Genomic DNA, 25,109 nt, shown 5'->3' with positions numbered 1-25,109 from the left:
AATGGTAGTTCTTACGGGCCGGTAAGCGGAGAGTACCGGTTCGACTGGGTGTCCCCCGCGTTCCCCGAAAAGAGAGCCGCCAGCGCGAAGCGAGCGACTCGCTATCGTGGACAGCCGATGTCCGGTGCTGGCTCGTCGCTACCGTAGTGGTTGTTCCGGAACTCGACGTTCTGCCAGCTGCTGGTGTGGACCTGCGTGATCGCGCTGCCGTCCCACCCCTCCGGCGTCGACTTGGGCTCGTTGGGGTTGTAGAACCAGTTGCCGTGGATGTCGGCCACGTCGCTCGGCGTCCCCCGGATCGCGACGGCCTCCGTGCGGCCGCTGTCCTGAACGTGCGTGACGGCCTCGACGGTGTTGTGGTGGATCTCGATGGTCGTGCCGCCGGGTCGGTGCATGTCCATCACGTGGTCGACTGCCGCGGACCCGAAGTAATTGTAGCGGGCGACGTAGCCGTTGCCGCCGCCGCTGGCGATGCTGTGGCGGTTGTAGTTGAACTCGTTGTACTCGATGAGCGGCTGGCCCGACGTGGTGCTGACCCCGTAGCCCAGGCCGTCCATCGGATTGTGGTGGATGTGGTTGTGGTGGACGTGCGTGTCGCCGGCCGGCCGGACCGCCGCGTGGGTGAACCCCCAGATCTCGTTGTTGTCGATCTCGACGCCGCTGCCAGTGACCCGCAGACCCATGTCGACCGCGTCGGCGTCGTACTCGCGGTAGGAGTAGCTCGGGCCGCTGACGCGCAGTCCGGTGACGCGAGCGCCCCCCGAGACGTAGACCAGGGGCCACATGACCGACGTGGTGTAGAGGTGGCCACCGGCAGCCCCGTCGACCCCCCGGTCACTCGCCAGCGTGACGCCGGCCGGGACGGTGATGTCCCGCGAACCGAGGTCGAGTTCGGCGCTCCCGTCGACGTAGACCACGTCACCACTGGCGGCACTGCCCAGTGCGTCGACCAGCTCTGACACCGAGTCGACGGTGACGGTCGCCTGCGTCGGCTCGACGGCGTCCGCGTAGCCGTCACCGCCGCCGATCACCGGACTCGTCGATTCCGTCGAGTCGTCGGAGCCGTCCTCGGTCGAGTCCGTGGACTCGTCCGTCGACTCCTGGCCGGTCAGCTCCGAGAGCGCGATCTGGTCACCGTCCAGGTACAGCGTGTAGTCGCCATCGACCGGGGCGAAGTCGCTCACCTCGCCCGTGATCTCGTAGGAGTCACCGTAGCCGTTGCCCGTGTAGCCGGCGACGGCGTACGTGCCGTCGTCGTTCTCGGCGATCACGTCGTTCTCCGTCTCGGCGGAGTTCCGGCCGGCGTCGAGGACCTTCTCGACGGAGCCGTCGACGGTGAACTCGTAGGAGACCTCCGTCTGTGAGACGACCGCCAGCGTCTGGCTGGGCTCGTCCTCGCCGACGAGATCGTACGGGGAGATCGAGTCCCCGTCGAGCGTGACGTTCGCGTCGGCGTCTTTCGGCGAGAAGGCGACGACGCTGCCCAGGAACTCGTAGGAGTCGCCGTAGCCGTTGCCCGTGTAGCCGGTGACGGTGTACGTCCCGTCGTCGTTCTGGGTGATCACGTCGTTCTCGGTCTCGGCGGACAGTTTGCCCACGTCCGTGAGCTTCGTGATCTCGCCGGTGGTCGTCAGCTCGTAGGCGACTTCCGTCGGCGAGGAGATCGCGATCTCGTGGCGCTCCTTGAGCTGGCCCCCGGCGTCGGGGCCGAAGGAGAACGTCGACGGGCCGTCCATCGTCAGCGCCGTCACGTCGCCCGTCAGCTCGTAGGCGGCGAGACCCGAGGAGACGGTGCCCTGGATCGTCCCGTCGGAGATGCTGTCGTCGACCTCGCCGTCGGTCGGGACGCGTGTCACGTCGCCGGTCGTCTCGATCACGTAGCTCCACGTCGCCTCGCTGGCGTCGATGACGAACGACTCGGTCTCGCTCTGTCCGGTCGCGGACCCGACGCTCATCCCGACGAGCGCGGTGCCCCCGAGCACTTTCAGCGCGTCGCGGCGGTCCAGTAGCGTCGTCTTACTGTCGGTACGGTCAGACTGTTCATCAGCCATGTACGAGTAGCGAGTGATTACACACCTAAGCGTTCTGACTGTTTTGCCCACCGATAGCCGCCGGATACGATCGCGATAGACGGCTGTTACCGGCAGGTTGGTTGCGGCTACCGGTAAGAACGGCCGTTTCGAAGTCGGAGCGGCGTTCGGACGCGGAGTCGGTCACCGCTCGGGTACGGGGAGCTTACAGTGGTCGTAGGCGGCGGTTACTCGCCGCAGACGGCACTCTTACTCCGGCGGGATCGTCGGCACTCGCTGCGTAGATCTGCCCGCGCCGACAGGAACTCCGTAACAAAACTACAGGCCACCGACGGGTGGCGTATGGCAGGTACGCGAGACGGTCGCCGGGAGGGCGTGGTCGTGCCCGGAATCGATACGGCAAGCAGCACCGCGGCGGTCCGGTCGCTCGGTCGTCGATCGATCCCGGCGATCGTCGCCTCCGAGCACGACACCCCACCGGCCGCCGCGTCGGCGTACTGCGAGGAATCGGTCACCGTCCCCGATCCGGCGGTGGACTTTCCGGGCTACGAGACGGCGCTGCTGGAACTGGCCCGACGCGACGACGTGGCGACGATCCTCCCGTTTCGGGAACCGGACGTGTACGCTCTGGCGCGCAACCGCGACCAGTTTCGCGAGCACGTCGGGACGCCGTGGCCGACGCTTGGGACCCTGCGACAGGTGCAAGATCGGGTGGCGCTGTTCGAGGCCGCCGACCGGGCCGGCGTCGCCACGCCCCGGACGCGGACGCTCTCTGAGTGGAGCGACTGGGAAGCAGAGTGCATCGTCAAGCCACGCTACACCTTCCGCGCGCCCGAGTACGCCGACCGCTTCGCCGACCCCGAGACACAGTGGAGTTCGACCACGTACCTCGAACCGGGCGAGCGACCCGACGGCGAGGCGATCGTCGAGGAGATGGGCCACGTGCCACTGGTCCAGGAGTACGTCCCGACGATCGAGGAGTACGGCTTCTTCGCCCAGTACGACCACGGCAGCCCCGTCGCGACGTTTCAGCACCGCCAGCGTCGCGGGTGGAAGTACTGTGGCGGCCCGAGCGCGTTCCGCGAGTCCGTCGACATCCCGGCCCTGGAGCGGGCCGGGCGGGCGCTGCTGGACGAACTCGACTGGCACGGCGTCGCCATGGTGGAGTTCCTGCGAGACCCGCGGACGGGGACGTTCAAGCTGATGGAGATCAACCCACGGTTCTGGTCGTCGCTGCCCTTCACGGTCCAGGCCGGCGTCGACTTCCCCCTGCTCGCCTGGGCGCAGGCGACGGATCGCCCCATCGACGGCCCACCCGACTACGAGGTCGGGATCGGGGGGCACCTCCTCCGGGGCGAAGCGCTGCACCTCCACAGCGTCCTGACCGAGGAGTACCCGCTGGTCGAACGCCCCTCGTTCCCGGTCCGTGCCGGCGAGATCGCGGCGTCGCTACTCGGGCAGCCCCGCTTCGACTACCTCTCGACCGACGATCCCGGCCCGTTCGTCCGCGACGTTCGCAACACGGTCGAGCAGGTGACTGGGGACGCGAGCGCAGACGGCCACAGCGAGTCTAACTCCGCCTCCCGGCTCGTCACCGCCGTACAGCGGCTGTTCGTGCGAGAGTAATACTACCGGCTGTAAATCTGTGAACGATTTCGCCACCCCGAGGTGGCGAAGATCTTCACGAAGTTACAGCCGGCAGTATAAGCCGTGCCTCCCACTGGTTTCGGCCGGATCGGTCGTCGTGATGCCGCCGCGAACGCGACCGATCCAACTGTGTTGGTCGCCGTTTTATCTGCGTGGTGGCCCTCCTACCCGTATGGTCGATGTTGGCGTGGTCGGCGCGGGCGCTGGCGCAGCGGCACTCAGCTACGTGGTCGACGGAGCCCACCCGTCGGCGGATCTGACGGTCCTCGAAAAGTCCGGCGGCGTCTGCGGGCGGGCCGCGACCCGGCGGCACGGCTCGCTGACCTACGACTACGGCGCGAACTACCTGAAGTCCGACGACGAGCGCGTCGCGGACCTCGTCCGCGAGACGCTGGGCGAGGCGGGACGGGTCGACGTGACCGAGCCGATTTACACCTTCGACGGGGACGGAACGGTCTCCGAGGGACGAGACACCGACGAACACCGGTGGAGCTACGAGTCCGGCCTCACTCAGATCGCGAAGCGACTGTTCGCCGAGACCGACGCGACCGTCCACCGCCGGACGCGGGTCGCGGCGGTTCGCCGGCTCCCGGAGACCGACCAGTGGGAGCTGACGGACGCCGACGGCAAGCAGTGGGGCCCCTTCGACGCGCTGGCGCTGAACCCGCCGGCACCCCAGACCGCGGCGCTGCTCGACGACGCGGAGTGGGACCACCCCGTGCGTGAACGGCTGGCCGCGGCCGCGAAAGACGTGCCCTACCGGACGATCTGGACGGCCGTGCTGCACTACGAGTTCGAACTCGACCGGCCCTACTACGCGCTCATCAACACCGACGACGACCACGAGGTGGGCTGGATCGCTCGCGAGGAGTGCAAGCGCGGCCACGTCCCCGACGGGGAGAGTCTGCTCGTCGTCCAGGCAAGCCCCGAGTGGTCGGTCGACAACGACGACGGCGATCCGGCCGACAACGTCGCCGAGCTGGCCGAACTGACCGCGGCCGTCGTCGGCGACGACCGACTCACCGAGCCCGACTGGACCGACCACCAGGGGTGGCGCTACGCGCTCCCGGACGCGGGCGTCCAGTCGGGCCCGGTCGACTCGGCCAACGAGCACGGGCTCTATCCGGTCGGCGACTGGGTCGCCGGAGAGGCGCGGCTCCACGCGGCGCTTCGCAACGGTCTGGACGTGGGCGAACGCCTCGCCTACGCCCTGTGATCGAGCGTCGGGCGGGTCGGCGCTTACTCCGTGTCCCGAGCGTTGACCGCACAGACCGGCACCGGGGAGTGGCGGACGACGCGCTCGGTGGTGCTGCCCAGGAGGAAGCGGTTCAGGCCGCTTCGCCCCGCCGTCCCCATGGCGACCAGATCGGCGTCGTTCGCTTCGACGTAGTCGAGGATGTCCCGGGCCGGGAATCCCTCGCGGACCGTCGTCGTGGCGTCGAGCCCGCGCTCGGCCGCGGCCGTCGCGATCTCCTCGGTGACGCGCTCGCCACGAGCAGTGAGTTCCTCTAGCAGTTCCGTCGGTGCGGTGTGGTCCGGGCCCGAAGCCAGCGTCGCGACGTTGACGACGTTGATCGCGTGGACACGGGCGTCGGCCCGCTCGGCGATGGCCAGACCGTGCTCGACCGCCGCCGTCGACGGCTCGCTCCCGTCGGTCGGGATCACGATCTCGTCGTAGCCGTCGTCGACGGTGCTGGTCTCGACCGCCCGGGTCGTCAGGACCGGGACGGTCGCGTGACGAACGACGTGTTCGACGACGCTCCCGGCGATGTACCGTTCGAGACCCGTCCGGCCGTGGGTCCCCATCGCCAGCAGATCCACGTCGTGTTCCGCGGCGTAGTCGAGGATCGCCTCGCTGGGCCGTCCCCGGACGACGGCCGTCTCGACCGAGAGGCCGTCGACGACCGGTTCGAGCGCCCCGATCGTCGCCTCGCCCTCGGATTCGAGGCGCTCGACGTAGGCCTCGTCGACGCCACCGGCGTTCATCGGGCCGGCCGCCGCCTGGAGGTCGACGACGTTGAGGAGGTGGATCGACGCGTCGAACGCCCGCGCGAGGAACGCGGCGTGGGCACCGGCCCGTTCCGCGTGGTCGCTGCCGTCTGTCGGGACCAGAACGGTGTCGTACATAGTGTTCCCACTCCGACAGACACACCCACACGTCATAAACGGCGACCCCTGTTCCCGGCGGTCGAGAGGCGACGGCCGTCAGTCGCTCCCACAGCCCTCACAGTCGCAGTACCGCTCACAGACCGGGTTGTCACAGTCCGGGTTCCGCGCCGAGCAGTGCGTGCGCCCGTGGCGGATGAGCAGGACGTGGAGCGGATACGTGAGTTCGTCCGGCACGACCGCGTCGAGCACGTCGTGGGCGCGCTCGTTGCTCGCGTCTTCGGGGACGAGCCCGAATCGCTTGGACACGCGCTCGACGTGCGTGTCGACGGCCATCGTCGGCTTCCCGAAGTGGAAGTTCAGCACGACGCTCGCGGTCTTGGGACCCACGCCCTTGATGTCGGTGAGCCACGCCTTCGCCTCCGCTGTCGGCAGCGCGTCGAGGAAGGCCAGCGAGTAGGCCCCGCCGGTCTCCTCGCGGATCGCCGCCAGCGCACGCTGGATGCGGGCCGCCTTCTGGTCCGGGAGGCCGGCGACGCGGATCGTCTCGGCCAACTCGTCGTGGTCGGCCGCCTCGATGGCCGAAAAGTCGTCGTAGGTCTCGAACAGCGACTCCGATGCCCGGCGCGTGTTCTCGTCGGCGACGTTCTGCGAGAGGATCGTCGTCACCAGCTGTCGAACGCCCTCGCCCGGCTCCGCGTCGGCGTCGGCACCGTGTGCCTCGGTCTGTGCGACCGGTTCGTACAGCGAGACGAGGTCGTCATGCAACTCGCGGACGTCCGCCGCCGTCCACTCTTGGGGACTCTGCATATCGGGACCCGGGACTGGGACGGCTTCAACGCACCGGGATCGAGGCGGAGCATCGGCCGGGCTCGAAGCGTACTCGACACTGCCGACCAGTCGATCAGGCCGTCGTGGTGAGTTCTTCGACCGTCGCACGGAGGTCTTCGAACAGCCGCTCGGCTTGGTCGTCGTCGTAGTCCGTGTGGTACTCTTTGGCCACGCCGCGTTTGGCGAGGTTGACGTGACGGTCGGGAGTCACGTCGTGGCGTTCGAGGCTGTTGCGCGCACACTCCAGCGGACAGCCGTCGATCACGACCATCGGTCGCCCGGCGATCGCCGTCTCCACGAGCGGGTCGACGTCTGCACCCACGCCCGCGATGCAGGACATCTCCGCCACGCGCTCGCGGTCGAGTCGCACGGCGAGGTCGTTGGCCATCTGGGCCGCACTCGAACACCCAGAGCACGAGTACACCAGCGGCAGGTCGTCGTAGTCTTCGGTCATCGGTCGGACAATTTGTGCCGTTCGAGGAAGTGGTTGTCCCGAACGGCTTCGTCTCCGAGTCGGGCCGACGGTAGCGAGGAGAATAGACTGCCAAATGTGGCCAATATAAATAGGAAATCAGACAGCTGTCTATAAAGAAGAGAGTAGTCCGCAGCCCTCGAACTAGACAGAACGTTTATGCAGGTGTTATCTCTATCTCCCACAGATCCGACGACGGATTGTGGGGCGTGTATTCGAAGCCGCGTTCTTCGAGGACGTCGTACAGCGGTACGGGTTCGAAACTGTTCACGAGCAGCAGTGTCTCGTCCGCGGGTAGCGACTCGATCGCATTCATGATGTCGGCGAACGGTTCGCCGTCGATCTCGCGGGCGTCGAGGCGTCTGTCGGCGTCCGTCTGGTACTCGTGGGCCATAGGTGACTGTAGGGTGTGAACGGGGCTATAGCTTCACCCGATGACGTTCGTTCGCCCGAGGTCGGGCGTCGCCAGCGACGGGCGACGGCATCAGACGCCGACGTTCGGGCGGCGCATGTAGATCGACCGGAGGAGGACACCGAGACCGACGAGGACGAACACGCCCTGAATCAGCAGTCCCTCCTTCGCGTCGAGCCGAAAGAGCACTGCGAGCACGCCGCTGGTCGCCAGGCCGGCCGTCAGAATGGCGAACCCGACGCTGAACAACTGCATCGGCCGGGAGTGTGATCGGCGGGCGGCGCGGTGCGCGAGATACGCGATGAGCCCGCCGAAGATGACCGTGCTAATCACGAGGACGATGACCATGACCGTGGTGGTGACGTTCGGTAACATTGGTGTGGGTTTGGCTACTGCGTTTCTGCGTCCAGTGGGCACAACGGGGACGCCGATCTATCTACGTGTAACTACCGTGTGAGACCCCTTCAAGCGGGAGTGGCGTTCCTGCCGACTGAGAACGACGCCCGATCGCAGTCGATGCGGAGCGGGTGACCGTCTGGGGCGCTACGGCGACTGGACTGGCACGGTCGAGAGCGACATCGGCTCGCTGCCGCCGAGTTCGACGACGAGACGCCAGCCACGCTCCGCGTCGACGACGCGGAACCCCGACAGTGACCACTCGGGCTGGTGGCGCGACAGCTCGACCGCCACCGGGAGCACCGGCAGTCGACCGTCCCGGACCGACAGTGCGTACGCAGAGAGGGTCACCTGGACGGTCCGTCGTCGGTTCGCCCGGTCGATCGACGTCGAGCGACAGCTGAACTCCCCGACGAGGCCGCGACGCTGGAGCGCCGCCAGTGCCGTGGCGACCGGCTGCCCAGTCCGATCGACGGGCGTCAGCTGCGACGCCGCGTCGGTCAACAGTGCCGCCTGCTGGTCGGGGCTCAGTCGCGCGTCGAACTCGGCGGCGAGCGACTCCAGCAAGCACAGACAGAGGTCGTCCGGGTCGTCGACGGTCTCTGCGAGTTCGAAGTACGCGTCCACGACGGCGGTCTCCAGATCGTCGTACGGGCCGTCGGACAGCGCCTCGAAGACGGCGGCGGCGACCCGGTGACAGAACTCGATGCGCCGTTGCTTCCCCTCGTTCGAATCGCGGGCGTCGGACACCGGCGACACCGCGGCGTCGGTGTCCGGACGCGGAGCCCCAGGCAGCGCCCGGTCGCCGAACGGGTCCGACCCCTCGCAGACGATCAGGTCGTATCGCGGCGTCCGGGGATCGTACGTGCGAAGCGTGCTCCGGTACTGTTCGGTCGCACGGACCGCGAGGCGGGCCGTCGAGCGACTGTCGAAGCGTAGTGTCGCGACGGGGACCGGTCGCTCGCCAGTCCGACCACAGACGACGCGGTACGAGCCGTCGTCCGTGGCGAGTCGTTCCACGCGTTCTCGAAGCTCTGCGAGTGTCGTCCCGATCATCTGTCTCTCACCGTGGGTTGTCGTCGACGTGTGCTGCCGTGGTTCGGTCCTCGATGGCGCGGGCCCGTTCGACGATCAGATCGTCGTCGACGTGATCGAGGAGGCGTTCCTGGCCGCGTTCGCGCCGTCGCTCGATCTCGGACTCGTCGACGTAGCTCTCGAACACCCGGTCGATCTCGGACTCGCGAACGGACGCCAGTGCCGGCGATTCGGGGTCGAGGTCGTCCGGAAGCTGCTGGGCGAACCACTCGCGCCACCGGTCCCGATCGTCCCACTCCTCGTCGAGTTCCGCGCGCCGACGGACCCAGTCGTAGTGGTCGACCACCGGCTCGGGAACGCCGCGGTCGCGTCGAACGTCCTCGACGACGCTCAGCGCCGTCCGCGCGCCCCGTCCAGCAGCGACGATCGCCTGCCGGGACGCCTCGGAGGGCGAGGCGACGTACAGCCCGTCGATCGGCGTCGTCCCGTCCGCCGCGGGATAGGAGTCGTCGAAGGTCTCGTGGACCTCGCCGTCGTGCTCGCGGGTCGTCACCATCGCCGCCTCGTCCAGCGACAGGAGATACTCCCCGCCGTACCGCGTCGCAGCGACGACTCGGTCGGTCGTGACCGGGTCGCCGGACTGGAGTGCCACGATGAAGCCGCCGTCGTCACGGCGCTGGACCGACTCGACGAGGTCCGCACGGAGGTCACAGCCGGCCGCTCGGACGTGGTCGTGGCACAGCTCGTAGAGCGTCTCGATATCGATGCCGGCGGGGAAGCCGAGATAGTTTTCGAGGTGAGCGCACCGCCGGAGCGACGACCGTCCACGGTCGAACACGACCGTGTCGAGGCCGTACCGGGCGGTAAACACGCCGGCCGAACAGCCCGCGGGGCCGCCGCCGACGATCACGACCTCGTGGTCGGTCGCTCCGTTCGCAGGCGTCGTCTCGCCCATCGTCAGAACTCTCCGGTGACGATGTCTGCGACCCGCTGGCGGTCGAAGAGCTCCGCATCGTCGGTGACGCGCCCGAACGTCTCCGGGTACAGTTGCTTGGCGGCCCGCTCGGTGAGGAACAGATTCTGAATCGGGCCCTGTCGGAGCGGTCCACCGCGGTAGACGCGACCGTTCTCGACCGCCGTCAGTTTCCCGCCGACGGGATGTTCACGGAGGAAGCCCAGGACGGTCTCGCGGAACTCGGTCGCCGACTTCTCCTCGTGGCCGCGAATCAGCAACACGTCCGGATCGATCGTGAGCAGGTTCTCGTAGTCGAGTTCGCCCCGGTTCTCGGTACTCAGGTTCTCGACACCCGTTCCGGCGAGTGCGTCGCTGACACCGAGGTCGTTCCACTGCTTCTTGCTCGTGCCGTCGTCGTTGAGTCGGTACGGCGAGAACGTCTCCGGCTCGTCCGTTCCCTCGTAGGTGAGAAAGACGCTCGGACGCTCGTCTGCCGGCGGCAGCTGAGACTGGAGTTCGGCCAGGAACTCATCGTGGAGCGTCTCGAAGGCCTCGAAACGGGCCCGCTCCTGGAACATCGCGGCCATCTTCTCGAAGGCCTGATAGAGCGTGTAGTACCGGTAGTCGTGCCACTCGTCGGACCGCCGGAAGATCATGTTTCCGAAGAACGGGCCGACGTTCTCCCGGATTTCGGCGATGTCGTCGTCGCTCCAGTCGAACCAGTTTCGCAGCATGCCCGTGTCGATGACGTGGACGTCGCTGTCGAGTTCGTAGAACAGTTCTCTGGACATGTCGGCCTCGACGAGATCGTTGGCGGCGATCCGCTCGAAGTCGACACTGACGCCCGGGAGCTCGTCGTAGACGCCAGTGTGATACTCGCCGGACTGCCCGATCCCGACCATCCCGTCGGCCTGGCCCAGCGCGACGCCCATGTCGGCGAAATCGCCGCCGTAGGGAACCCACGTCTCCGGGACGGCGTCGAAGGTCACTTCGCCAACGGGGGCCATCGAGACGGAGTACGCGTCCCCGTCGCTCGGCTCGGTTTGTGCGTCCGTCTGGGTGGCTGTCTCGGTCGACCGGTCGCTGCTGGTACCGCTACAGCCTGCGACCAGGCCGGCGAGCACCAGAGAACCACCGGACAACACGTACTCTCGTCGGGTCGCTCCGTTCGCGTCGTTCGAGTTGCGCGCCATAGATTTTGGCTCGCCTAAACGATATATATGCGTTGTGGATTTTAGGCGAGCCGAAACTACCGCGGCGCGCCACACTGGGGACACATCGGCGGCCCCGACTCGGGCAGTGCAGCCCCACAGTGGGGACAGTCGCCGACGGCGTCGGCGGTCGTCAACTCTTCGATCACCGAACCGGTCGTCCGGCGAAGCGACGCGATCGTTCCGAGATCGCTTTCCTCCGAGCGCCGATCACCTGATCGGCCACGCTCGGCCGCGAACGCTCCACGCTCTGTGACGAACGACTCCTCGTCGTCGGTCAGCGCCCGCAGTCGGGCGGTCGGGTAGTCTTCGAACACGTCGGCCCCGGCGGTGCCGAACGCTTCCGCCGCGCGACCCCGGACGTAGGGGTTCGGGTCGTCCAGGCGCGCAGCGAGCCCGTCTCGAACGTCGGCCAGGCGCTCCGGGTGCTCACAGCCGGTCGCGACCAGCGCCGTACAGACGTGGTACCTGACGAGTTCGCTCTCGGCGTCGAGGTGGTCGCCGAGGTGTTCGACGAGGTGCCGGAGTCGGTCGGGGTCGCCGAGCGCGACGAACGCCAGCGCCTTGGCGAGTTTCGCCGTGACCTCGGGCTCGTCGAACGCGAGGCCGACGCGCAGATCGGCGAGCACGTCGGGCGCTGCGACGGCGTCGGGGTGTTCGAGAGCGACGTACCCCAGCGCTTCGGCCGAGCGAGCACGGACGTAGTAGAACTCGTCCTCGTCGCCGAGGCGAGCACCGAGGGCGTCGACGGAACCGAGAACGGCGTCGGGGTCGGCCTCGGCGACGGCGACGAACAGCTTCGCGGTCGTGAGCCGTATCGCGCGTTCCTCGTCTGTGAGAAACGAGGCGACGACGGGAGCCAGCCCGTCGAAGCGCGACGGAGCGTCGTCTGCGAGATCGCCGAGCGCCTGTACCGCGTCCTTCCGAACGGACGGGGGCGCGGCGGCGAGTGCCGTCAGTGCGTCCCGCACCCGTTCGACCGGTTCCGTTTCGACGATCTCGACGAGCCGTGCCGGCTCCGGTGGTTCGGTACGGTCCACCATCTGAATGGTCGTGAGAGCGACATCACGGGACCGACTGAAAGCGCTTGCGTTCGATCCGGTCGGGGAACGAGTCGGAAAGAGCAGGCGGAGAACACGGCGAGTCGGCGTCGGGCTGCCGAGAACGGGACGGTGTGGCGCTACGTGTCATTTCCCGACAGGACTCTCGTACGTCTCTCCGCTCTTCGCTCACGTCCGGTCGCGAAAAGCGACGAGCACTGAGGGATTTGAACCACGTCGAGACTCGCTTCGCTCGTCTCGCCTGCTCAAACCTTCAGCTGTACGTGGTTTGTTTCTCGTATCTGCTCGTCACAAAATCACGAGCGCTGAGGGATTTGAACCCCCGGCAACGTGGTCCGAAGCCACGTACTCTGTCCAGGCTGAGCTAAGCGCCCTGTACTGATTGCTATGAGGGCGTCCCGGTTTAAACCCCCCGGTTCGCGGGCACCGGGTTACGTGTTCGCGTCCCACGATTGCTGCCGAATCCCGAAAAGCAATAACTGTTGAACGGGAAGCATGGTGTACCGTATCTGTGCACGCCTGGCTAGCGTCGCACACGGACGACTACCGATGTACGATCTGGGGGAACAACTGGACGGACGGATGGTTGCACCGGGGACGAACATCCTCGTGAAGGGGCCGCCGTTGACGGGAAAGCGCCGCCTGGCTCGTCAGATTCTCGCCCACGGGCTCGACGCCGACCAGGGAGCGATCGTGATCACGACGCGTGACAGCGCCCGCCGGGTCGCCAGGCAGTTCGGGTTCGACGACGAGGACGAAGCGCGAGCGATCGGGATCGTCGACTGTGTCACCGAGCACGTCGGGCGGTCGACGACCGACACGCTGACGGTCAAGTACGCGACGTCGCCGGTCGACATGACGGGGATCGGGCTGGGGTTCTCGAACTTCATCGAGTACTTCTACGGCGACCTCGGCCGAGAGCGCAACCGCGTGATGGTCGATTCGCTGTCGACGCTGCTGATGTACGCGACGCTACAGACGGTCTTCGAGTTCATGCACGCGATCACGAGCCGTGTCGACGACGTCGACGCGGTCGGCGTCCACGTCATCGAGTCCACTGCTCACGACGAACAGACGCTGCACACGATCGAGCAGCTGTTCGACGGCACGGTCGAACTCGACGAGAGCGGCATCGTCGCGGTCGATCTCCCGACCGAGGCCGAGTCGGCGAACCCGTAGGCTGCCCACCGCTGGCAGCGGAGGATCGCCCACGACGGGACCGACAGCACGCTTTTGCCGACGCCGCCGGTAGGTGTCCGTATGCCCGTCGACTCTGACGACACGCTCCGGGAGATCCTCGACTACGACACGATCGCCGTCGTCGGCTGTTCGACGACGAGCGGGAAAGCGGCCCACGACGTGCCGGCCTACCTGCAATCGCAGGGCTACCGTATCGTTCCGGTCAACCCCTTCGCCGACGAGATCCTCGGAGAACGTGCGTCCGATTCGCTGTCCGACGTGGAAGCGACGATCGACATCGTCGACGTGTTCCGGCCGAGCGAGGAGGTGGCCGGTATCGTCGACGAGACGCTCGACCGCGAGGACGTGCGCGTGCTGTGGACCCAGCTGGGAATCCGTGACGACGACGCCGCGAAGCGAGCCGAGAACGCGGGGCTACAGGTCGTCCAGGATCGGTGTCTCAAAGTCGAGCACGAGCGGCTGCGGTGAATCCGTGACACGACGGTCCAGCTAGGGGCTCTGTCCGTCGGCGTCTTCGGTCGTCTCCGACGGCGCTCCGGCAGTGTCCGGGTCGTCCGGCGATGCCGCGTCGCCGCTCGGGTCCGCTCCCTCGGCGTCCTGAATGACCGCGTCGGTGACGACGCTGTCGACGTCGATGTCGTGCTCCTCGGCGATCGCTTCCAGCAGCGTGCGGTGCTGTTCGAGCTCTCGTTCGATCTCCTCGACGCGTGCCCCCGTCTCGTCGACCGTCCCCCGAAGGTCCTGAAGCTGCTCGACCATGTGGTTGATCCGCTTGTACATCTTCTCGGCCAGATCAGCGAGCTTCTGGACCTTCTTGGCCGTGCTTCCGAGTCCCATGGCAGAGCTATCGTGAGTCACCCTTGTGGCCCTTTCGGCTCCGACACCACGTGTGGAAAGAAGCCGCGCCTGCCACGAACCGACAGTATAAGACCGGGGGAGATCCACCACCGAGTATGGAGCAGTTGCGGCTCGCACCGACCGTCGGCATCGTCGCATCGCTGGCCGTCCTCGCGGTCCTCGCGGCACCGTACGCGGTCGTCGAGCAGAGCAGCGCCGTGAGCACGTACTTCGCCGCCGGGGCCATCAGTCCGCTCGTCGTCGGCCTCTTCGCGAGCGTGGCGATCATCGTCTTCGCCGCGGGGCGACAGGGCCGGTCGCCACCCGATCTGGTCGCCGGGGCGACGCTCGTCCTGGGCGTGTTCATGACGGTCTTGGCTACGGTCTGGGCAGCCACGGTTCCCCAGAGCATGGTGACACAGCTCACGACGGCAGACGTGCTGGGGTATCACCGTGGGGCGCTCGTGGTCACCGCGCTCTGTGTCACCGCCGCTGCAGCGTGGTACGCACGCGCCCAGCGGCTCATCTAGCCGGCCGCGTGGCGACGACCACCACGCCGTCCCGTCTTTCCGAAAGGTCCTTAAGTTGTGGCGGCGGATTTCCGAGTGGACTAGGTCGAGGGGTTAGGCCCCCCTCCTCGCCCGCACTACGGTCTTGAGCGGGGACCGAACTCGGGGGCGTCCGGTCTGCCGGACGCAGGCCCCGTGAGCTAACGTCGAAGCCTCGTCCAACGGGGACAGCGGTCCACACGGCTGCGCCTGCAGGGGCGTTCGCCTGTGGTTAGACGAGGGCACTCCGCCAGGCACGGAAGTGAGCAGCGGACCCTCGTACACCTGTCGCTCGTCGGATCGCGGGGTGGAGGAGGCAAACGGGACTACCTGCGCCCGAACGCCGGGCAATCTCGCTGTCCATCTCATTCATACGCTGCTCACTCTTCGACAGCGGGTGCGCTGGGCGCACCACTTGCGGAAAAGTGCAGTCAGTGGCGCTACTCGTCGAACTCGAACGGCCGGCGCAGTTAAACGTTCGTCACTGCGACGACGAGAGACCGCGAAGACCAACAGAGGGAACGGTAGTCAGTCGTCGTCGGCGGTCGGTTCCACGAGGCCGTCGACGTTGGCCAGTTCGAGGCCGCCGCCGATGGTCCGGTTCGGATAAGGGATGTCGATGCCTTCCTCGTCGAAGCGTTGCTTGACCGCTTTGACGTATTCGCCGCGGATCTTGACGAAGTCGGCCCGCGAGGGGTTCGCGATCCAGATGCGAGACTGGAGCCCCACGGAGGAGTCCCCCAGTTCGATCAGTCGCACCGACGGTTCGGGGTCGGCGAGGATCCCCTCGTGCTCGTCGGCCTCTTCGAGGATGATCTCGGTCGCTCTGCCGATGTCGTCGTCGTAGCCAATGCCGAAGACGAACTTCAGGCGCAGTTGCTCCTTGGCGACGGGGTTCTTGATGACGCCGTCGGTCAGCTGGGAGTTGGGCACCGTCAGCAGCTCGTTGTCGAAGGTCCGGACACGAGTGACACGCAACGAGATGTCCTCGACGACGCCGGCGTTGCCGTCCCACTCGATCCAGTCGCCGATGCGGAACGGTTTGTCGGTGAAGATGAAGATACCCGCGACGAAGTTCGAGAGCACGTCCTGCATCGCGAAGCCGATCGCCAGCGTCGCGGCGGCGGCGATCGTCGCCAGCGACTGGAGGAAGTCGCCGTAGTCGGCCATGCCGAACGCCACCGAGATCCCGACGAAGACGACGGCGATGCTGACGATCTTCTTCAGCGGCTTGCGGGCGTGGGCGTCGAGGTCCCGCGATTTGAGCGCGCGGTTGACCACCGGGAGGATCACGGCGCGACCGAACAGGTAGATCACGAGGAAGACGACCACGAAAGTCAGGGCCTGTCCGATCGACTCGGCGTAAGGGACCCCGACATCGGCGAGGAGTTGAGCCAGTGGCGTCGGGTCGTCGACGACCGGCGTCCCCTGCGTCATCGTTCGAACACGGCGGTGTGGCCCCTCGTCTGGACGACGGTCCCACCGGCGAGATCGGCGAGTTCGTCGGCCTCGTCCTCGGTCGTCGTCCCGCCCAGCGCAGACCGGAGGAACTTCACTTTCACGAGGTCGCGGTCGTCGAGCTGGTTCGAGAGTTCGTCGGCGACCGGATCGATACCTTGCTTGCCGACACGGAGCGTGGCGTCGAGTTCGTGAATCCGCTGTCGGCGGTCTTTGTTACTCATACTGTCCCGATTTTACTGTTGAGGACTTAAACACTTGGCCAACAGTCGGAACGAGAACGCGGATAGTCGGCCGTTACTCGTAGGGATAGCGCGCCTGGGTCCCACAGTCGCAGGTGACGACGACGTGGCCGTCCTGGAGACGGACCCGCGCGTTGACGCTCGGACGGAGGTAGGCGTCGCAGGCGTCACAGGTGAACCGCTTGAACCGCCGCGGGAGCCCGAGACGGTTGCGCTCGGCGACGCGGCGAGCGCGGCGGACGTACTCGCGGGCTCGCTCGTCGTTGCCGTCGCCGGCCGCCTCGCGAGCGAGGTCGTGGAGCCGTCGAATCCGCTCGCGAGCGATCTCTGACTCACCGGGCGTCATCGACCACACCTCCGCCGACCCGACGGGAATACGTTTCGTATCGGACCGACAGCCTTTTGTCGGATACTGGAGGACAGATCGCTGTGCGCACGCTGAACTACCTGGAGGTCGCGGGCTGGCTGGACCGCAGCGGGATCGGTACGTCGGTCGAGCACCAGCGAGCGGCGCTCGCCGACAGAGACGTCGAGGTCGTTACCTCGCCGTGGGAGGGTGACCACCCGGTCGACGCCGTCCGGTCGAAGCTCACCGGCGGGCGCGCGTTCACCGACGTGGATCTCGTCCACTGCAACATGATCGGGCCGGGAACGGCCGCGACGATCAAGCACGCCCAGCGGACCGACACGCCGGTGATCCTCCACTCGCACGTCACTCGCGAGGACTTCCGGGACAGCTTCCGCGGGGCCAACGTCGTCGCGCCGGTCCTGGGGAAGTACCTCAAGTGGTTCTACTCGCAGGCCGACCTCGTGCTGTGTCCCAGCGAGTACACGAGAGGGGTGTTGCAGTCGTATCCGATCGACGCGCCGATCCGGCCGATCACGAACGGGATCGACCTCGACCGGCTGAGGGGGTACGAGGAGTACCGCGAGGAGTACCGCGAGCGCTACGACATCGACGGGATGGGGGTCTTCGCCGTCGGCAACGTCTTCGAGCGCAAGGGACTCTCGACCTTCTGTCGGGTCGCCCAGCGGACCGACTACGACTTCACCTGGTTTGGCACCTACGAGACCGGGCCGAGCGCGTCCTCGGCAGTACGAAAGTGGACGAAGGACCCGCCCGCGAACGTCACGTTCTCGGGATGGGTCGACGACATCCGCGGAGCCTACGGGGCCGGCGACGTGTTCATGTTCCCCGCGAAGGTCGAAAACCAGGGGATCGTCGTGCTCGAAGCGATGGCCTGCGGGAAAGCCTGCGTGATTTCGGACATCCCGGCCTTCGCTGAGTACTACGAGGACGGCCACGACTGCCTGATCTGCTCGTCCGAACGGGAGTTCGTCGACGCGCTCGAACGGCTGGAAGCGAACCCCGACCTCCGGGAACGGCTGGGCGAGAACGCGAAAGCGACCGCTCGCGAACACGGGCTCGACCGGGTCGGCGAACAGCTGACGGACATCTACGAACAGCTCCTCGACGGGAACGTCCCCGAGGCTGTCGGCGAGAGATAGCAACGGTTTAAGGCGTGGTCGATCAAACGTCGCCGATGGCACTGCCGCGCGTGGCTGCGTTCACCGACACATATCTCCCGACGGTCAACGGCGTCACCTACACTGTCAAGACCTGGCGAGAGCAGTGGAGCCGCCGCGACAGCGAGATGGACGTGATCTATCCCCGGAGCGAACACCAGGCGACGGCGGGCGAACACCCGGTGTCGAGCCTCCCGTTCCCGTTCTACGAGGGGTTTCGCGTCGCGGCACCGCAGATCCCGACGGCCGTCGAGGCGGCCGACGTGGTCCACGCACACACCCCGTTCAGTCTCGGGCTGGCCGCAAAGCGCTTCGCCCGGAGCAACGACGCACCGCTGGTGGCGTCTTACCACACGCCGACCAGCGAGTACGCGGAGTACGTCTCCCTCAACGGCACCATCGAGCGACTGATTCGCAACTGTGCGACGCGCTACGAGCGGTGGTTCCTCAACGGTGCCGACGTCGTCGTCACGCCCAGCGAACGGACCGCCCGCCACCTCCGGGAGACCGTCGGCGTCTCGACGCCGGTGGAGGTGCTCGCCAACGGCGTCGACACCGACTTCTTCGCGCCGAGCGAGACGGCGGCGTTTCGCGAGCGACACGACCTCCCAGACGGCCCGCTGGTAGGGTACACCGGGAGACACGGCTACGAGAAGTGCCTCGACGACATCGTCGCCGCCGCCGAGGGGCTGGACGTGACGCTGGTCTTCGGCGGCGACGGACCCGCCCGCGAGGACCTCGAAGCGACGGCCGAGGCGGCAGCCGTCGATGCCCACTTCCTGGGGTTCCTCGACCGAGCGGAGCTGCCCGAGCTGTACGCCGCGCTCGACGTGTTCGCGTTCCCCAGCCCGGTCGAGACCCAGGGACTGGTCGCACTGGAGGCAAACGCCTGTGGGACGCCGGTCGTCGGCGTCGACAGCGGCGCGCTGAGTGGCACGATCGACGACGGCGTCACCGGCTACAAGTACCCCGAGGGCGACACGGACGCCTTCCGCGACGCGATCGAGCGGGCGCTCGACGAGTCAGAGCGACTCCGAGAGCGCTGCCTGGACCGCCGCGAGGAGACGAGCGTCGAGCACTCCGTAGAACGACTGGCGGACATCTACGAACAGGTCAGCTGACACGCTCGTCGTCGGAACGCTCACGGTTCTCTCGCCGGGAAATATCCAAAACGTTTCGTTCACCCCCGACGAGAGACGGATATGAGCGAGACACAGCACCTCCTCGTGATCGGTGCACATCCGGACGACTGCTCGATCAAGGCGGGCGGTATCGCGGCAAAGTACGTGGAAGCGGGCCACGACGTGACCTTCCTCTCGGTCACCGACGGGAGTGCCGGCCACCACGAGATGAACCGCAAGAAGCTCGCTGCGCGACGCAAGCGCGAGACCGAGGCCGTCGCGGAGACGCTGGGCATCGACTACGACGTGTTCGACATCGCCGACGGCCTGCTCGAACCGACGCTCGCCAACCGCAAGAAACTCATCCGCTACATCCGCCGGGTCGACCCCGATCTGGTGCTCGGACCCCGGCCAAACGACTACCACCCCGACCACCGCTACACCGCGCAGTTGCTCCGGGACGCCGCGTACTCGCTGATCGTCCCCAACATCGTCCCCGACACCCAGCCCATGGCGTCGAACCCGGTCATCGGCTACGTCGCCGATCACTTCCAGAAGCCCGAAGCCTTCGAGCCCGACGTGGTCCTCGACGTGAGCGACGTCGAAGAGCGCAAGATCGACGCGATGGACTGCCACGTCTCCCAGATGTACGAGTGGCTCCCCTACACCTTCGGCGAGCTGGAGAACGTCCCCGAGGACGCTGACGCACGCCGCGAGTGGCTCACCGAGGCGGGAGTCGATCACCTCTCGGCCAACACCGAGATCAACGTCGCCGACCGCTTCCGTGCCGAGCTGAAAGATCGCTACGGCGAGGACGCCGGTGCCGCGGTCGACCACGCCGAGGCCGTCGAGATCTCCGAGTACGGTGCGCCGCTGACCGAGGACGCCGCCGAGCGCCTCTTTTTCTTCTAGAGCGAAAGCGCTATCCGCGTCTCACCGCTCCGATCGTTCCCGCTCTCGGAGCGCGGCGACCCGTGATTCGATCGGCGGGTGCGAGGAGGGGAGGACGCGAGCGGCCACCGAGCGCCATCGACGCCGCGTCCGAGCGACGGCGTCGTCGCCGTCGATCCCGTCACCGTCGTCGATCGCGTCGGGCAACACGCACAGTTCGCGGACGCCGGTCTGGGCGGTCCGCAGGTCCTCGGACGGACGCAGGTCGTCGAGCGTCTCCAGTGCGCCGACGAGAGCGGCCGGCGACCCCCTGATCGCGGCCGCCCCGGCGTCGGCGTGGAACTCGCGCACTCGCGAGAGCGATCGGTAACAGGCCGTGCTCGCGAGCCACAGCGCCGAAGAGAGCGCGAGGACGATCGGCGAGAGCGCGAGCATCGCGATGTGGAACTGGCCGAACGCGACCGTGTCGCTGTCCTCGGGCTGCTCGACGCCGGGGAGGTACCCGAGTCCGGATCGGCGGAGGAACTCGATCGTTCCCCCGTTGACGCGGGCCGTGACCGTCGGCAGGAAGCCAGCGGCCGTCATCACGAACGCGTCGCCGTGCTTGAGGTGGGCGAGTTCGTGAGCCAGGACGGCGTCGAGTGCCTCGTCGTCGAGCCTGCGAAGCAGCCCCGTCGTGACGACGAGGATCTGCTCGCCGGGCCGGCCGGCGACGTAGCTGTTGGGCGTCTCGCTGTCGACGACCCGCACGTCCGGGATCGGTGTGTCCGAGAGCTGTGCCAGCCCGGCGAGCCGGGCCGCGACGCGCTCGCGGTACTCGCCGTAGTCGAACGTCGGCACGACGCGTGGATCGCGCTCGTCGTCACCGTCCTCGGAGACCGCGTGCGAGCGGTCGGCCAGCAGGCCGCCGAAAGGCCGTCCGGGTTCGATCGGTTCGGTGACCGGCGCGAAGAGGTCCCGGAACGTCTGTCGCTCGCCAGGGACGGTGTTGGCGCTCATCCGGTAGCCAAACACCGACTGGCCCGCCAGCGTCGCCGCGGTCCCGACGGCGACGACCAGCGGCGACGGGAGCGTCCGGAACTGCAACGCGTCGGCCACCAGCCCGACGGACTCGTAGGTGATGGCCCACGAGAACAGGCCGACTGCCAGGTGGCCCAGCCAGTAGACGGCGACGACGAAGACCGCATCGAAGGCGACCAGCAACGCGACCAGCGCCGCCAGCCGAAACCGCATACCGAGGGCGTTGTGGGAGGGCATCGTCCGAATCTTGGCGCGGCCGCAGTGAAAAAGTATCGGTGAGGATGAGAGAACGGGCAGCGGTCGTTCGTGCTTCGTAGAGCCGCGTTCGAGTGGCGGCCTACGCCAGCGCGCTACCGGCTCGGATCAGTTGTTTCTCACGCGACCACCTTTTTCAGCTACGGGTTTCCTCGTTCGCGCTACTCACTGCGGGAACCCGCAGCACAAAACGTGGGCGAAAAACGGCTCGCTTCGCTCGCCGTCCACTCAGGCCAGCGCGCTGCCGGCCCGGATCAGCTGTTTCTCGCCGAACGCGGGACCGACCAGTTGCAGCCCGACCGGGAGTCCGTCGTCGGTCTCGCCGGCAGGCACGGAGATCGCCGGGAGATTCGCCAGGTTGACCGGCGTCGTGTTGGCGTCGGCCAGATACATCGTCAGTGGATCGTCGAGGCTCTCGCCCATCTCCATGGGCGGGATCGGCATCGTCGGCGAGGCCAGCACGTCGGCCTCCGAGAGGGCCTCGTCGAAGTCCTGCTTGACCCACGCGCGGGCGTCCTGAGCCTTCTTGTAGTACTTGTCGTGGTAGCCCGCCGAGAGCGCGTACGTCCCGAGCAGGACTCGGCGCTTGACTTCCTCGCCGAAGCCCTCCTCGCGGGCGTTGGCGAAGCTCTCGTTCCAGTTGCCCTCGTAGCCTTCGCTCGCGGAGACCCCGTAGCGGACGCCGTCGAAGCGCGCGAGGTTCGAGGATGCTTCCGACATCGCGATCACGTAGTAGGCCTCGACGGCGTGTTCGACGCTCGGTAGGTCGACCTCGTGGTAGCTCGCGCCCTGTGCTTCGAGTTCGTCGATGGCGTCCCAGAACGTCTCGACGACTGCCTCGTCCGCGCCTTCGACGAGTTCCGTCGGCACGCCGATCGAGAGTCCGTCGACGTCGCCGTCGGCGGCGTCGGCGAGCCCCTCGGTCGCGCCCTCGTGGTCTCGGGTCGTCGCGTCGTGTTCGTCCGGGCCGGCGATCACTTCGAGCAGCTCCGCGGCCTCCTCGACGGTCGGCGCGATCGGGCCGATCTGTTCGAGGCTGTTGGCGTAGGCGACGAGCCCGTACCGGGAGACCAGCCCGTAGGTGGGCTTGATGCCGACGACGCCACAGAACGCGGCGGGACAGCGGATCGAACCGCCGGTGTCGGTCCCCAGAGCCATGTCGGCGTCGCCCCCAGCGACGACGGCGGCGGAGCCACCCGAGGAGCCCCCGGGGACGTGGCCCGGAGCGGCGGGGTTCTCGACCGGGCCGTAGGCCGAGGTCTCGGTCGTCGTCCCCATCCCGAACTCGTCCATGTTGGTCTTGCCGGGAACGGTCGCGCCGGCCGCCGTGAGTCGTTCGACGACCGTCGCGTCGTAGGGCGGGACGTACCCCGCGAGCATCGACGAGCCACAGGTGGTCTGGACGCCCTTCGTCGAGATGTTGTCTTTGACCGCGACGGTCTTCCCGGCCAGTGGCCCCTCGTCCGCGCCCTCGATCGTCTCGTCGCTGATGTAGGCGTTGTACTCGGTCGCCATCTTACGACACCTTCGGCCCCTTGAAGTGTCCGGCCTCGCTGTCCGGCGCGTTTTCGAGCGCCTCGGCCTGGCTGAGCCCCTCGTGGCTCTCGTCCGGACGCATGACGTTGGTCAGTTCGGCCTCCCGCTCGACTTCGGGAACCTCGTCCAGCGTCTCGAAGTAAGAGAGGATGTCCGCGAACTGTTCGGTGAACCGTTCGACCTCGTCGTCGTCGAGGTCGACACGGGCGAGATCCGCGACGTGACGGACCTCGTCTGGATCGACGACGGATTCGCTCATACATCCCCGGAGCGGTGGCCCGGCGGTAAGGGTTTCGATACCCTGGGAACGCCCGCTCGGAACGCAGTTCGACGACCGTCCGCCACGGAACCGATATCGCACCAGCAAAGCTTGTTTTGTGATTCGGAAAATCTGAATTCGCCGATAGCCAAAACTTTTAAGTCGACGCAACAACAACAGTGTAATCGCTAGAAGGTTTCTCGGGTACCTGACCCGGCTGTCACTCCAACCAATGACCGATACCACCATCCGACGATTTACGGACGAGAACGAGCACACAGAGGAGACCGAGGACGAGTCAGAGCACGTCTGTCCAGAGTGTGGGGGCGATCTGGTCGCCGACAGCGAACGCGGCGAGACCGTCTGTGAAGAGTGTGGACTGGTCGTCGAGGAAGACGAGATCGACCCCGGTCCCGAGTGGCGCGCGTTCGACGCCAGCGAGAAAGACGAGAAGTCCCGCGTCGGCGCACCGACGACCAACATGATGCACGACAAGGGGCTGTCGACCAACATCGGCTGGCAGGACAAGGACGCGTACGGCAACTCCCTGTCCTCGCGCCAGCGCGAGAAGATGCAGCGCCTGCGTACCTGGAACGAGCGGTTCCGCACCCGCGACTCCAAGGAACGCAACCTCAAGCAGGCGCTGGGCGAGATCGACCGCATGGCCTCGGCGCTGGGCCTGCCCGAGAACGTCCGCGAGACCGCCAGCGTCATCTATCGCCGCGCGCTGGACGAGGATCTCCTGCCCGGCCGCTCCATCGAGGGCGTCGCCACCTCGTCGCTGTACGCCGCCGCCCGTCAGGCCGGCACGCCGCGCTCGCTCGACGAGATCAGCGCCGTCTCTCGCGTCGAGAAAGACGAGATCGCCCGGACCTACCGCTACGTCGTCCGCGAACTCGGCCTGGAGATCCAGCCGGCAGATCCCGAGAGCTACGTGCCGCGCTTCGCCTCCGATCTCGACCTCTCGGACGAGGTCGAGCGACGCGCCCGCCAGTTGCTCCAGAACGCCAAACAGCAGGGCGTCCACTCCGGCAAGTCCCCGGTCGGCCTCGCGGCGGCCGGCGTGTACGCCGCCTCGCTGCTGACCAACGAGAAGGTCACCCAGAGCCAGGTCAGCGAAGTCGCGAACATCTCCGAGGTGACGATCCGCAACCGCTACCACGAACTGCTGGAAGCCGAAGAAGAGATCCAGCAGGTGTAGAGCGAAACGCCGACGGTCCCCACTCTCTTCTGTGGCCGTATGGAGACTACGCGCCACTTCGTCGCGACCGTCTACGTCGTCGAGAGCGGTGCCGTCGCGCTGCACGAACACGACAAGCTCGACATGTGGCTCCCGCCCGGCGGCCACATCGACCGCGACGAACTCCCCCACGAGGCGGCGCTGCGTGAGACCAGCGAGGAACTGGGCTTCGACGTGGCCCTGCTCGCACCCGAGGGCGATCTGGAGAGCGAGACGGCCCGTTCGATCCCGCAGCCACAGCATTTCCTGCTCGAAGACATCAACGTCACCGACGAGGGCGTCGGCCACCAGCACGTCGACTTCATCTTCTACGGTGAGGCCCCCCATCGAGAGATCGATCCCGAACCCGGCGAACAGCCCGCCGGAGACTGGGAGTGGTTCACTGCGGCCGCGTTGCGAAACCGCGACGACCTGCCCGCCGACGTGGCCGAGGTCGGCCAGCGAGCGATCGAGACGGTCGAGAGCGAGCACAACGCCTAACGGCGCGGTCGTACAAGCGCCGCTATGGATCGACGCTGTCCGGACTGTGGCGTGACGATGGAACCGGTCGAGCTCCGAACTGGCGAGGGGTTCAAACTCCAGATCAACACCGACGAGCGCCGCGAGGGGTTGCTGGGCTCGCTGGGGATGACGGAGAACCACTCCGTCGAGGGGCGACTCTGTCCCGAGTGTGGACTGGTTCGGACCTACGCCGACCTCGACGACGCCTGACGAAACTGGCGCTGTCGACAGCCCCGACCTTGCCGTGGCGTCTCACAGATCGGTCGGCATCGCACTTTTGCGACCAGCGCCGTATGCACGACTAGACGTGTTGGCAGC

Annotated in this window: 28 protein-coding genes, 1 tRNA gene and 1 other RNA gene; 12 read left to right on the top strand and 18 right to left on the bottom strand. The window is 67.0% G+C overall.

Going from position 1 to position 25,109, the window contains the following annotated elements; genetic code table 11:
• Nucleotides 1-101 precede the first annotated feature (101 nt).
• Nucleotides 102-2,051 carry a hypothetical protein gene (locus tag AC5FRZ_RS07185; protein ID WP_493564247.1) on the bottom strand — a complete coding sequence of 650 codons (1,950 nt, stop codon included), beginning with the start codon at nt 2,049-2,051 and terminating at the stop codon, nt 102-104.
• A gap of 321 nt (nt 2,052-2,372) precedes the next feature.
• Here AC5FRZ_RS07185 and AC5FRZ_RS07180 point away from each other — a divergent pair, with 321 nt between their 5' ends.
• Together AC5FRZ_RS07180 and AC5FRZ_RS07175 are read left to right on the top strand one after the other, a co-directional pair.
• Nucleotides 2,373-3,656, top strand: a complete 1,284-nt coding sequence (locus AC5FRZ_RS07180; protein ID WP_493564246.1) for a carboxylate--amine ligase — start codon at nt 2,373-2,375, stop codon at nt 3,654-3,656.
• Between the two features lie 193 nt (nt 3,657-3,849).
• Nucleotides 3,850-4,893: an NAD(P)/FAD-dependent oxidoreductase gene (locus tag AC5FRZ_RS07175; protein WP_493564245.1), complete on the top strand. Its 1,044-nt coding sequence runs from the start codon at nt 3,850-3,852 to the stop codon at nt 4,891-4,893.
• 23 nt (nt 4,894-4,916) lie between these two features.
• Here AC5FRZ_RS07175 and AC5FRZ_RS07170 read toward each other — a convergent pair whose 3' ends face one another.
• The 10 genes from AC5FRZ_RS07170 to AC5FRZ_RS07125 form a co-directional block, all read right to left on the bottom strand.
• A complete protein-coding gene (locus AC5FRZ_RS07170; protein ID WP_240936959.1) occupies nt 4,917-5,804 on the bottom strand; it encodes a universal stress protein in 888 nt (295 codons plus the stop codon).
• 78 nt (nt 5,805-5,882) lie between these two features.
• Nucleotides 5,883-6,593, bottom strand: a complete 711-nt coding sequence (locus AC5FRZ_RS07165) for an endonuclease III domain-containing protein (RefSeq protein WP_170094025.1) — start codon at nt 6,591-6,593, stop codon at nt 5,883-5,885.
• Between the two features lie 94 nt (nt 6,594-6,687).
• The gene (locus AC5FRZ_RS07160; protein ID WP_372479171.1) at nt 6,688-7,068 is read right to left on the bottom strand and encodes a putative zinc-binding protein; all 381 of its coding nucleotides are present in this window, start codon (nt 7,066-7,068) and stop codon (nt 6,688-6,690) included.
• 175 nt (nt 7,069-7,243) lie between these two features.
• Nucleotides 7,244-7,480 carry a DUF2249 domain-containing protein gene (locus tag AC5FRZ_RS07155; protein WP_170094023.1) on the bottom strand — a complete coding sequence of 79 codons (237 nt, stop codon included), beginning with the start codon at nt 7,478-7,480 and terminating at the stop codon, nt 7,244-7,246.
• Nucleotides 7,481-7,570: 90 nt separating this feature from the next.
• Nucleotides 7,571-7,846, bottom strand: a complete 276-nt coding sequence (locus AC5FRZ_RS07150) for a DUF7521 family protein (protein ID WP_255318031.1) — start codon at nt 7,844-7,846, stop codon at nt 7,571-7,573.
• 195 nt (nt 7,847-8,041) lie between these two features.
• Nucleotides 8,042-8,950, bottom strand: coding sequence for a DUF7551 domain-containing protein (locus tag AC5FRZ_RS07145; RefSeq protein ID WP_493564244.1), 909 nt, complete (start codon nt 8,948-8,950; stop codon nt 8,042-8,044).
• A gap of 7 nt (nt 8,951-8,957) precedes the next feature.
• Nucleotides 8,958-9,884: an NAD(P)/FAD-dependent oxidoreductase gene (locus AC5FRZ_RS07140; RefSeq protein ID WP_493564243.1), complete on the bottom strand. Its 927-nt coding sequence runs from the start codon at nt 9,882-9,884 to the stop codon at nt 8,958-8,960.
• 2 nt (nt 9,885-9,886) lie between these two features.
• Nucleotides 9,887-11,077, bottom strand: a complete 1,191-nt coding sequence (locus AC5FRZ_RS07135) for an ABC transporter substrate-binding protein (protein ID WP_493564242.1) — start codon at nt 11,075-11,077, stop codon at nt 9,887-9,889.
• A 56-nt stretch (nt 11,078-11,133) separates the two neighbouring features.
• Nucleotides 11,134-12,138 carry a HEAT repeat domain-containing protein gene (locus AC5FRZ_RS07130; RefSeq protein WP_493564241.1) on the bottom strand — a complete coding sequence of 335 codons (1,005 nt, stop codon included), beginning with the start codon at nt 12,136-12,138 and terminating at the stop codon, nt 11,134-11,136.
• Between the two features lie 317 nt (nt 12,139-12,455).
• A tRNA-Arg gene (locus AC5FRZ_RS07125) sits at nt 12,456-12,530 on the bottom strand.
• Between the two features lie 175 nt (nt 12,531-12,705).
• Here AC5FRZ_RS07125 and AC5FRZ_RS07120 point away from each other — a divergent pair.
• Entirely contained in the window at nt 12,706-13,335 is a 630-nt protein-coding gene (locus AC5FRZ_RS07120) for an RAD55 family ATPase (protein ID WP_170094015.1), read from the top strand.
• 81 nt (nt 13,336-13,416) lie between these two features.
• On the top strand, nt 13,417-13,824 hold the full coding sequence (locus AC5FRZ_RS07115) for a CoA-binding protein (RefSeq protein WP_170094014.1): 408 nt from the start codon (nt 13,417-13,419) through the stop codon (nt 13,822-13,824).
• Between the two features lie 21 nt (nt 13,825-13,845).
• On the opposite strand, the gene AC5FRZ_RS07110 is transcribed toward AC5FRZ_RS07115, so the two are convergent.
• Nucleotides 13,846-14,193, bottom strand: coding sequence for a DUF5798 family protein (locus AC5FRZ_RS07110; protein WP_493564240.1), 348 nt, complete (start codon nt 14,191-14,193; stop codon nt 13,846-13,848).
• 116 nt (nt 14,194-14,309) lie between these two features.
• Between AC5FRZ_RS07110 and AC5FRZ_RS07105 the strand changes: the two genes are divergently transcribed.
• Both AC5FRZ_RS07105 and ffs read left to right on the top strand, forming a co-directional pair.
• Nucleotides 14,310-14,723: a DUF7548 family protein gene (locus tag AC5FRZ_RS07105; protein WP_153553140.1), complete on the top strand. Its 414-nt coding sequence runs from the start codon at nt 14,310-14,312 to the stop codon at nt 14,721-14,723.
• A 73-nt stretch (nt 14,724-14,796) separates the two neighbouring features.
• An RNA gene (ffs, locus tag AC5FRZ_RS07100) (signal recognition particle sRNA) lies at nt 14,797-15,107 on the top strand.
• Between the two features lie 162 nt (nt 15,108-15,269).
• Here the strand turns inward: ffs and AC5FRZ_RS07095 are convergent.
• The 3 genes from AC5FRZ_RS07095 to AC5FRZ_RS07085 all read right to left on the bottom strand — a co-directional run bounded on the left by AC5FRZ_RS07095 (nt 15,270) and on the right by AC5FRZ_RS07085 (nt 16,787).
• Nucleotides 15,270-16,178: a mechanosensitive ion channel family protein gene (locus tag AC5FRZ_RS07095; protein ID WP_493564239.1), complete on the bottom strand. Its 909-nt coding sequence runs from the start codon at nt 16,176-16,178 to the stop codon at nt 15,270-15,272.
• Nucleotides 16,175-16,423, bottom strand: coding sequence for a YhbY family RNA-binding protein (locus AC5FRZ_RS07090; protein ID WP_153553138.1), 249 nt, complete (start codon nt 16,421-16,423; stop codon nt 16,175-16,177). Before AC5FRZ_RS07090 ends, AC5FRZ_RS07095 begins: the two co-directional genes overlap by 4 nt.
• A gap of 73 nt (nt 16,424-16,496) precedes the next feature.
• Nucleotides 16,497-16,787 carry a ribonuclease P protein component 4 gene (locus AC5FRZ_RS07085; RefSeq protein WP_153553137.1) on the bottom strand — a complete coding sequence of 97 codons (291 nt, stop codon included), beginning with the start codon at nt 16,785-16,787 and terminating at the stop codon, nt 16,497-16,499.
• Between the two features lie 83 nt (nt 16,788-16,870).
• Here AC5FRZ_RS07085 and AC5FRZ_RS07080 point away from each other — a divergent pair, with 83 nt between their 5' ends.
• The 3 genes from AC5FRZ_RS07080 to AC5FRZ_RS07070 all read left to right on the top strand — a co-directional run bounded on the left by AC5FRZ_RS07080 (nt 16,871) and on the right by AC5FRZ_RS07070 (nt 20,001).
• On the top strand, nt 16,871-17,950 hold the full coding sequence (locus AC5FRZ_RS07080) for a glycosyltransferase (RefSeq protein WP_170094010.1): 1,080 nt from the start codon (nt 16,871-16,873) through the stop codon (nt 17,948-17,950).
• 35 nt (nt 17,951-17,985) lie between these two features.
• Nucleotides 17,986-19,089, top strand: a complete 1,104-nt coding sequence (locus tag AC5FRZ_RS07075) for a glycosyltransferase (RefSeq protein ID WP_493564238.1) — start codon at nt 17,986-17,988, stop codon at nt 19,087-19,089.
• An 81-nt stretch (nt 19,090-19,170) separates the two neighbouring features.
• A complete protein-coding gene (locus AC5FRZ_RS07070) occupies nt 19,171-20,001 on the top strand; it encodes a PIG-L deacetylase family protein (protein WP_493564237.1) in 831 nt (276 codons plus the stop codon).
• A gap of 21 nt (nt 20,002-20,022) precedes the next feature.
• Here the strand turns inward: AC5FRZ_RS07070 and AC5FRZ_RS07065 are convergent, their stop codons facing one another.
• The 3 genes from AC5FRZ_RS07065 to gatC form a co-directional block, all read right to left on the bottom strand.
• Nucleotides 20,023-21,237, bottom strand: coding sequence for a M48 family metalloprotease (locus AC5FRZ_RS07065; protein ID WP_372479182.1), 1,215 nt, complete (start codon nt 21,235-21,237; stop codon nt 20,023-20,025).
• Between the two features lie 246 nt (nt 21,238-21,483).
• Nucleotides 21,484-22,770 (bottom strand): Asp-tRNA(Asn)/Glu-tRNA(Gln) amidotransferase subunit GatA, encoded by a 1,287-nt coding sequence (gene gatA, locus AC5FRZ_RS07060; protein ID WP_493564236.1) that lies wholly within the window; start codon nt 22,768-22,770, stop codon nt 21,484-21,486.
• A gap of 1 nt (nt 22,771) precedes the next feature.
• Nucleotides 22,772-23,050 carry an Asp-tRNA(Asn)/Glu-tRNA(Gln) amidotransferase subunit GatC gene (gatC, locus tag AC5FRZ_RS07055; protein ID WP_208628137.1) on the bottom strand — a complete coding sequence of 93 codons (279 nt, stop codon included), beginning with the start codon at nt 23,048-23,050 and terminating at the stop codon, nt 22,772-22,774.
• A gap of 232 nt (nt 23,051-23,282) precedes the next feature.
• Here gatC and AC5FRZ_RS07050 point away from each other — a divergent pair, with 232 nt between their 5' ends.
• Genes AC5FRZ_RS07050 through AC5FRZ_RS07040 form a run of 3 tightly spaced genes read left to right on the top strand, consistent with a single transcriptional unit; the run spans nt 23,283 to nt 25,001 of the window.
• Nucleotides 23,283-24,251, top strand: a complete 969-nt coding sequence (locus AC5FRZ_RS07050; protein ID WP_153553130.1) for a transcription initiation factor IIB — start codon at nt 23,283-23,285, stop codon at nt 24,249-24,251.
• 39 nt (nt 24,252-24,290) lie between these two features.
• Entirely contained in the window at nt 24,291-24,770 is a 480-nt protein-coding gene (locus AC5FRZ_RS07045) for an NUDIX hydrolase (protein ID WP_170094004.1), read from the top strand.
• A gap of 24 nt (nt 24,771-24,794) precedes the next feature.
• Nucleotides 24,795-25,001, top strand: a complete 207-nt coding sequence (locus tag AC5FRZ_RS07040; RefSeq protein ID WP_153553128.1) for a hypothetical protein — start codon at nt 24,795-24,797, stop codon at nt 24,999-25,001.
• Nucleotides 25,002-25,109 lie beyond the last annotated feature (108 nt).

The organism is Halomicrobium sp. HArcht1-1 (genome assembly GCF_058933285.1).
Note: the sequence above shows the minus strand (reverse complement) of the source record. Positions and strands in the feature narration are given on the sequence as shown.

Bases quoted from the DNA above. Each gene is read 5' to 3' on its own strand.
- AC5FRZ_RS07185 (WP_493564247.1), bottom strand. From the start codon at position 2,051: ATGGCTGATGAACAGTCTGACCGTACCGACAGTAAGACGACGCTACTG.
- AC5FRZ_RS07180 (WP_493564246.1), top strand. From the start codon at position 2,373: ATGGCAGGTACGCGAGACGGTCGCCGGGAGGGCGTGGTCGTGCCCGGA.
- AC5FRZ_RS07175 (WP_493564245.1), top strand. From the start codon at position 3,850: ATGGTCGATGTTGGCGTGGTCGGCGCGGGCGCTGGCGCAGCGGCACTC.
- AC5FRZ_RS07170 (WP_240936959.1), bottom strand. From the start codon at position 5,804: ATGTACGACACCGTTCTGGTCCCGACAGACGGCAGCGACCACGCGGAA.
- AC5FRZ_RS07165 (WP_170094025.1), bottom strand. From the start codon at position 6,593: ATGCAGAGTCCCCAAGAGTGGACGGCGGCGGACGTCCGCGAGTTGCAT.
- AC5FRZ_RS07160 (WP_372479171.1), bottom strand. From the start codon at position 7,068: ATGACCGAAGACTACGACGACCTGCCGCTGGTGTACTCGTGCTCTGGG.
- AC5FRZ_RS07155 (WP_170094023.1), bottom strand. From the start codon at position 7,480: ATGGCCCACGAGTACCAGACGGACGCCGACAGACGCCTCGACGCCCGC.
- AC5FRZ_RS07150 (WP_255318031.1), bottom strand. From the start codon at position 7,846: ATGGTCATCGTCCTCGTGATTAGCACGGTCATCTTCGGCGGGCTCATC.
- AC5FRZ_RS07145 (WP_493564244.1), bottom strand. From the start codon at position 8,950: ATGATCGGGACGACACTCGCAGAGCTTCGAGAACGCGTGGAACGACTC.
- AC5FRZ_RS07140 (WP_493564243.1), bottom strand. From the start codon at position 9,884: ATGGGCGAGACGACGCCTGCGAACGGAGCGACCGACCACGAGGTCGTG.
- AC5FRZ_RS07135 (WP_493564242.1), bottom strand. From the start codon at position 11,077: ATGGCGCGCAACTCGAACGACGCGAACGGAGCGACCCGACGAGAGTAC.
- AC5FRZ_RS07130 (WP_493564241.1), bottom strand. From the start codon at position 12,138: ATGGTGGACCGTACCGAACCACCGGAGCCGGCACGGCTCGTCGAGATC.
- AC5FRZ_RS07120 (WP_170094015.1), top strand. From the start codon at position 12,706: ATGTACGATCTGGGGGAACAACTGGACGGACGGATGGTTGCACCGGGG.
- AC5FRZ_RS07115 (WP_170094014.1), top strand. From the start codon at position 13,417: ATGCCCGTCGACTCTGACGACACGCTCCGGGAGATCCTCGACTACGAC.
- AC5FRZ_RS07110 (WP_493564240.1), bottom strand. From the start codon at position 14,193: ATGGGACTCGGAAGCACGGCCAAGAAGGTCCAGAAGCTCGCTGATCTG.
- AC5FRZ_RS07105 (WP_153553140.1), top strand. From the start codon at position 14,310: ATGGAGCAGTTGCGGCTCGCACCGACCGTCGGCATCGTCGCATCGCTG.
- AC5FRZ_RS07095 (WP_493564239.1), bottom strand. From the start codon at position 16,178: ATGACGCAGGGGACGCCGGTCGTCGACGACCCGACGCCACTGGCTCAA.
- AC5FRZ_RS07090 (WP_153553138.1), bottom strand. From the start codon at position 16,423: ATGAGTAACAAAGACCGCCGACAGCGGATTCACGAACTCGACGCCACG.
- AC5FRZ_RS07085 (WP_153553137.1), bottom strand. From the start codon at position 16,787: ATGACGCCCGGTGAGTCAGAGATCGCTCGCGAGCGGATTCGACGGCTC.
- AC5FRZ_RS07075 (WP_493564238.1), top strand. From the start codon at position 17,986: ATGGCACTGCCGCGCGTGGCTGCGTTCACCGACACATATCTCCCGACG.
- AC5FRZ_RS07070 (WP_493564237.1), top strand. From the start codon at position 19,171: ATGAGCGAGACACAGCACCTCCTCGTGATCGGTGCACATCCGGACGAC.
- AC5FRZ_RS07065 (WP_372479182.1), bottom strand. From the start codon at position 21,237: ATGCCCTCCCACAACGCCCTCGGTATGCGGTTTCGGCTGGCGGCGCTG.
- gatA (WP_493564236.1), bottom strand. From the start codon at position 22,770: ATGGCGACCGAGTACAACGCCTACATCAGCGACGAGACGATCGAGGGC.
- gatC (WP_208628137.1), bottom strand. From the start codon at position 23,050: ATGAGCGAATCCGTCGTCGATCCAGACGAGGTCCGTCACGTCGCGGAT.
- AC5FRZ_RS07050 (WP_153553130.1), top strand. From the start codon at position 23,283: ATGACCGATACCACCATCCGACGATTTACGGACGAGAACGAGCACACA.
- AC5FRZ_RS07045 (WP_170094004.1), top strand. From the start codon at position 24,291: ATGGAGACTACGCGCCACTTCGTCGCGACCGTCTACGTCGTCGAGAGC.
- AC5FRZ_RS07040 (WP_153553128.1), top strand. From the start codon at position 24,795: ATGGATCGACGCTGTCCGGACTGTGGCGTGACGATGGAACCGGTCGAG.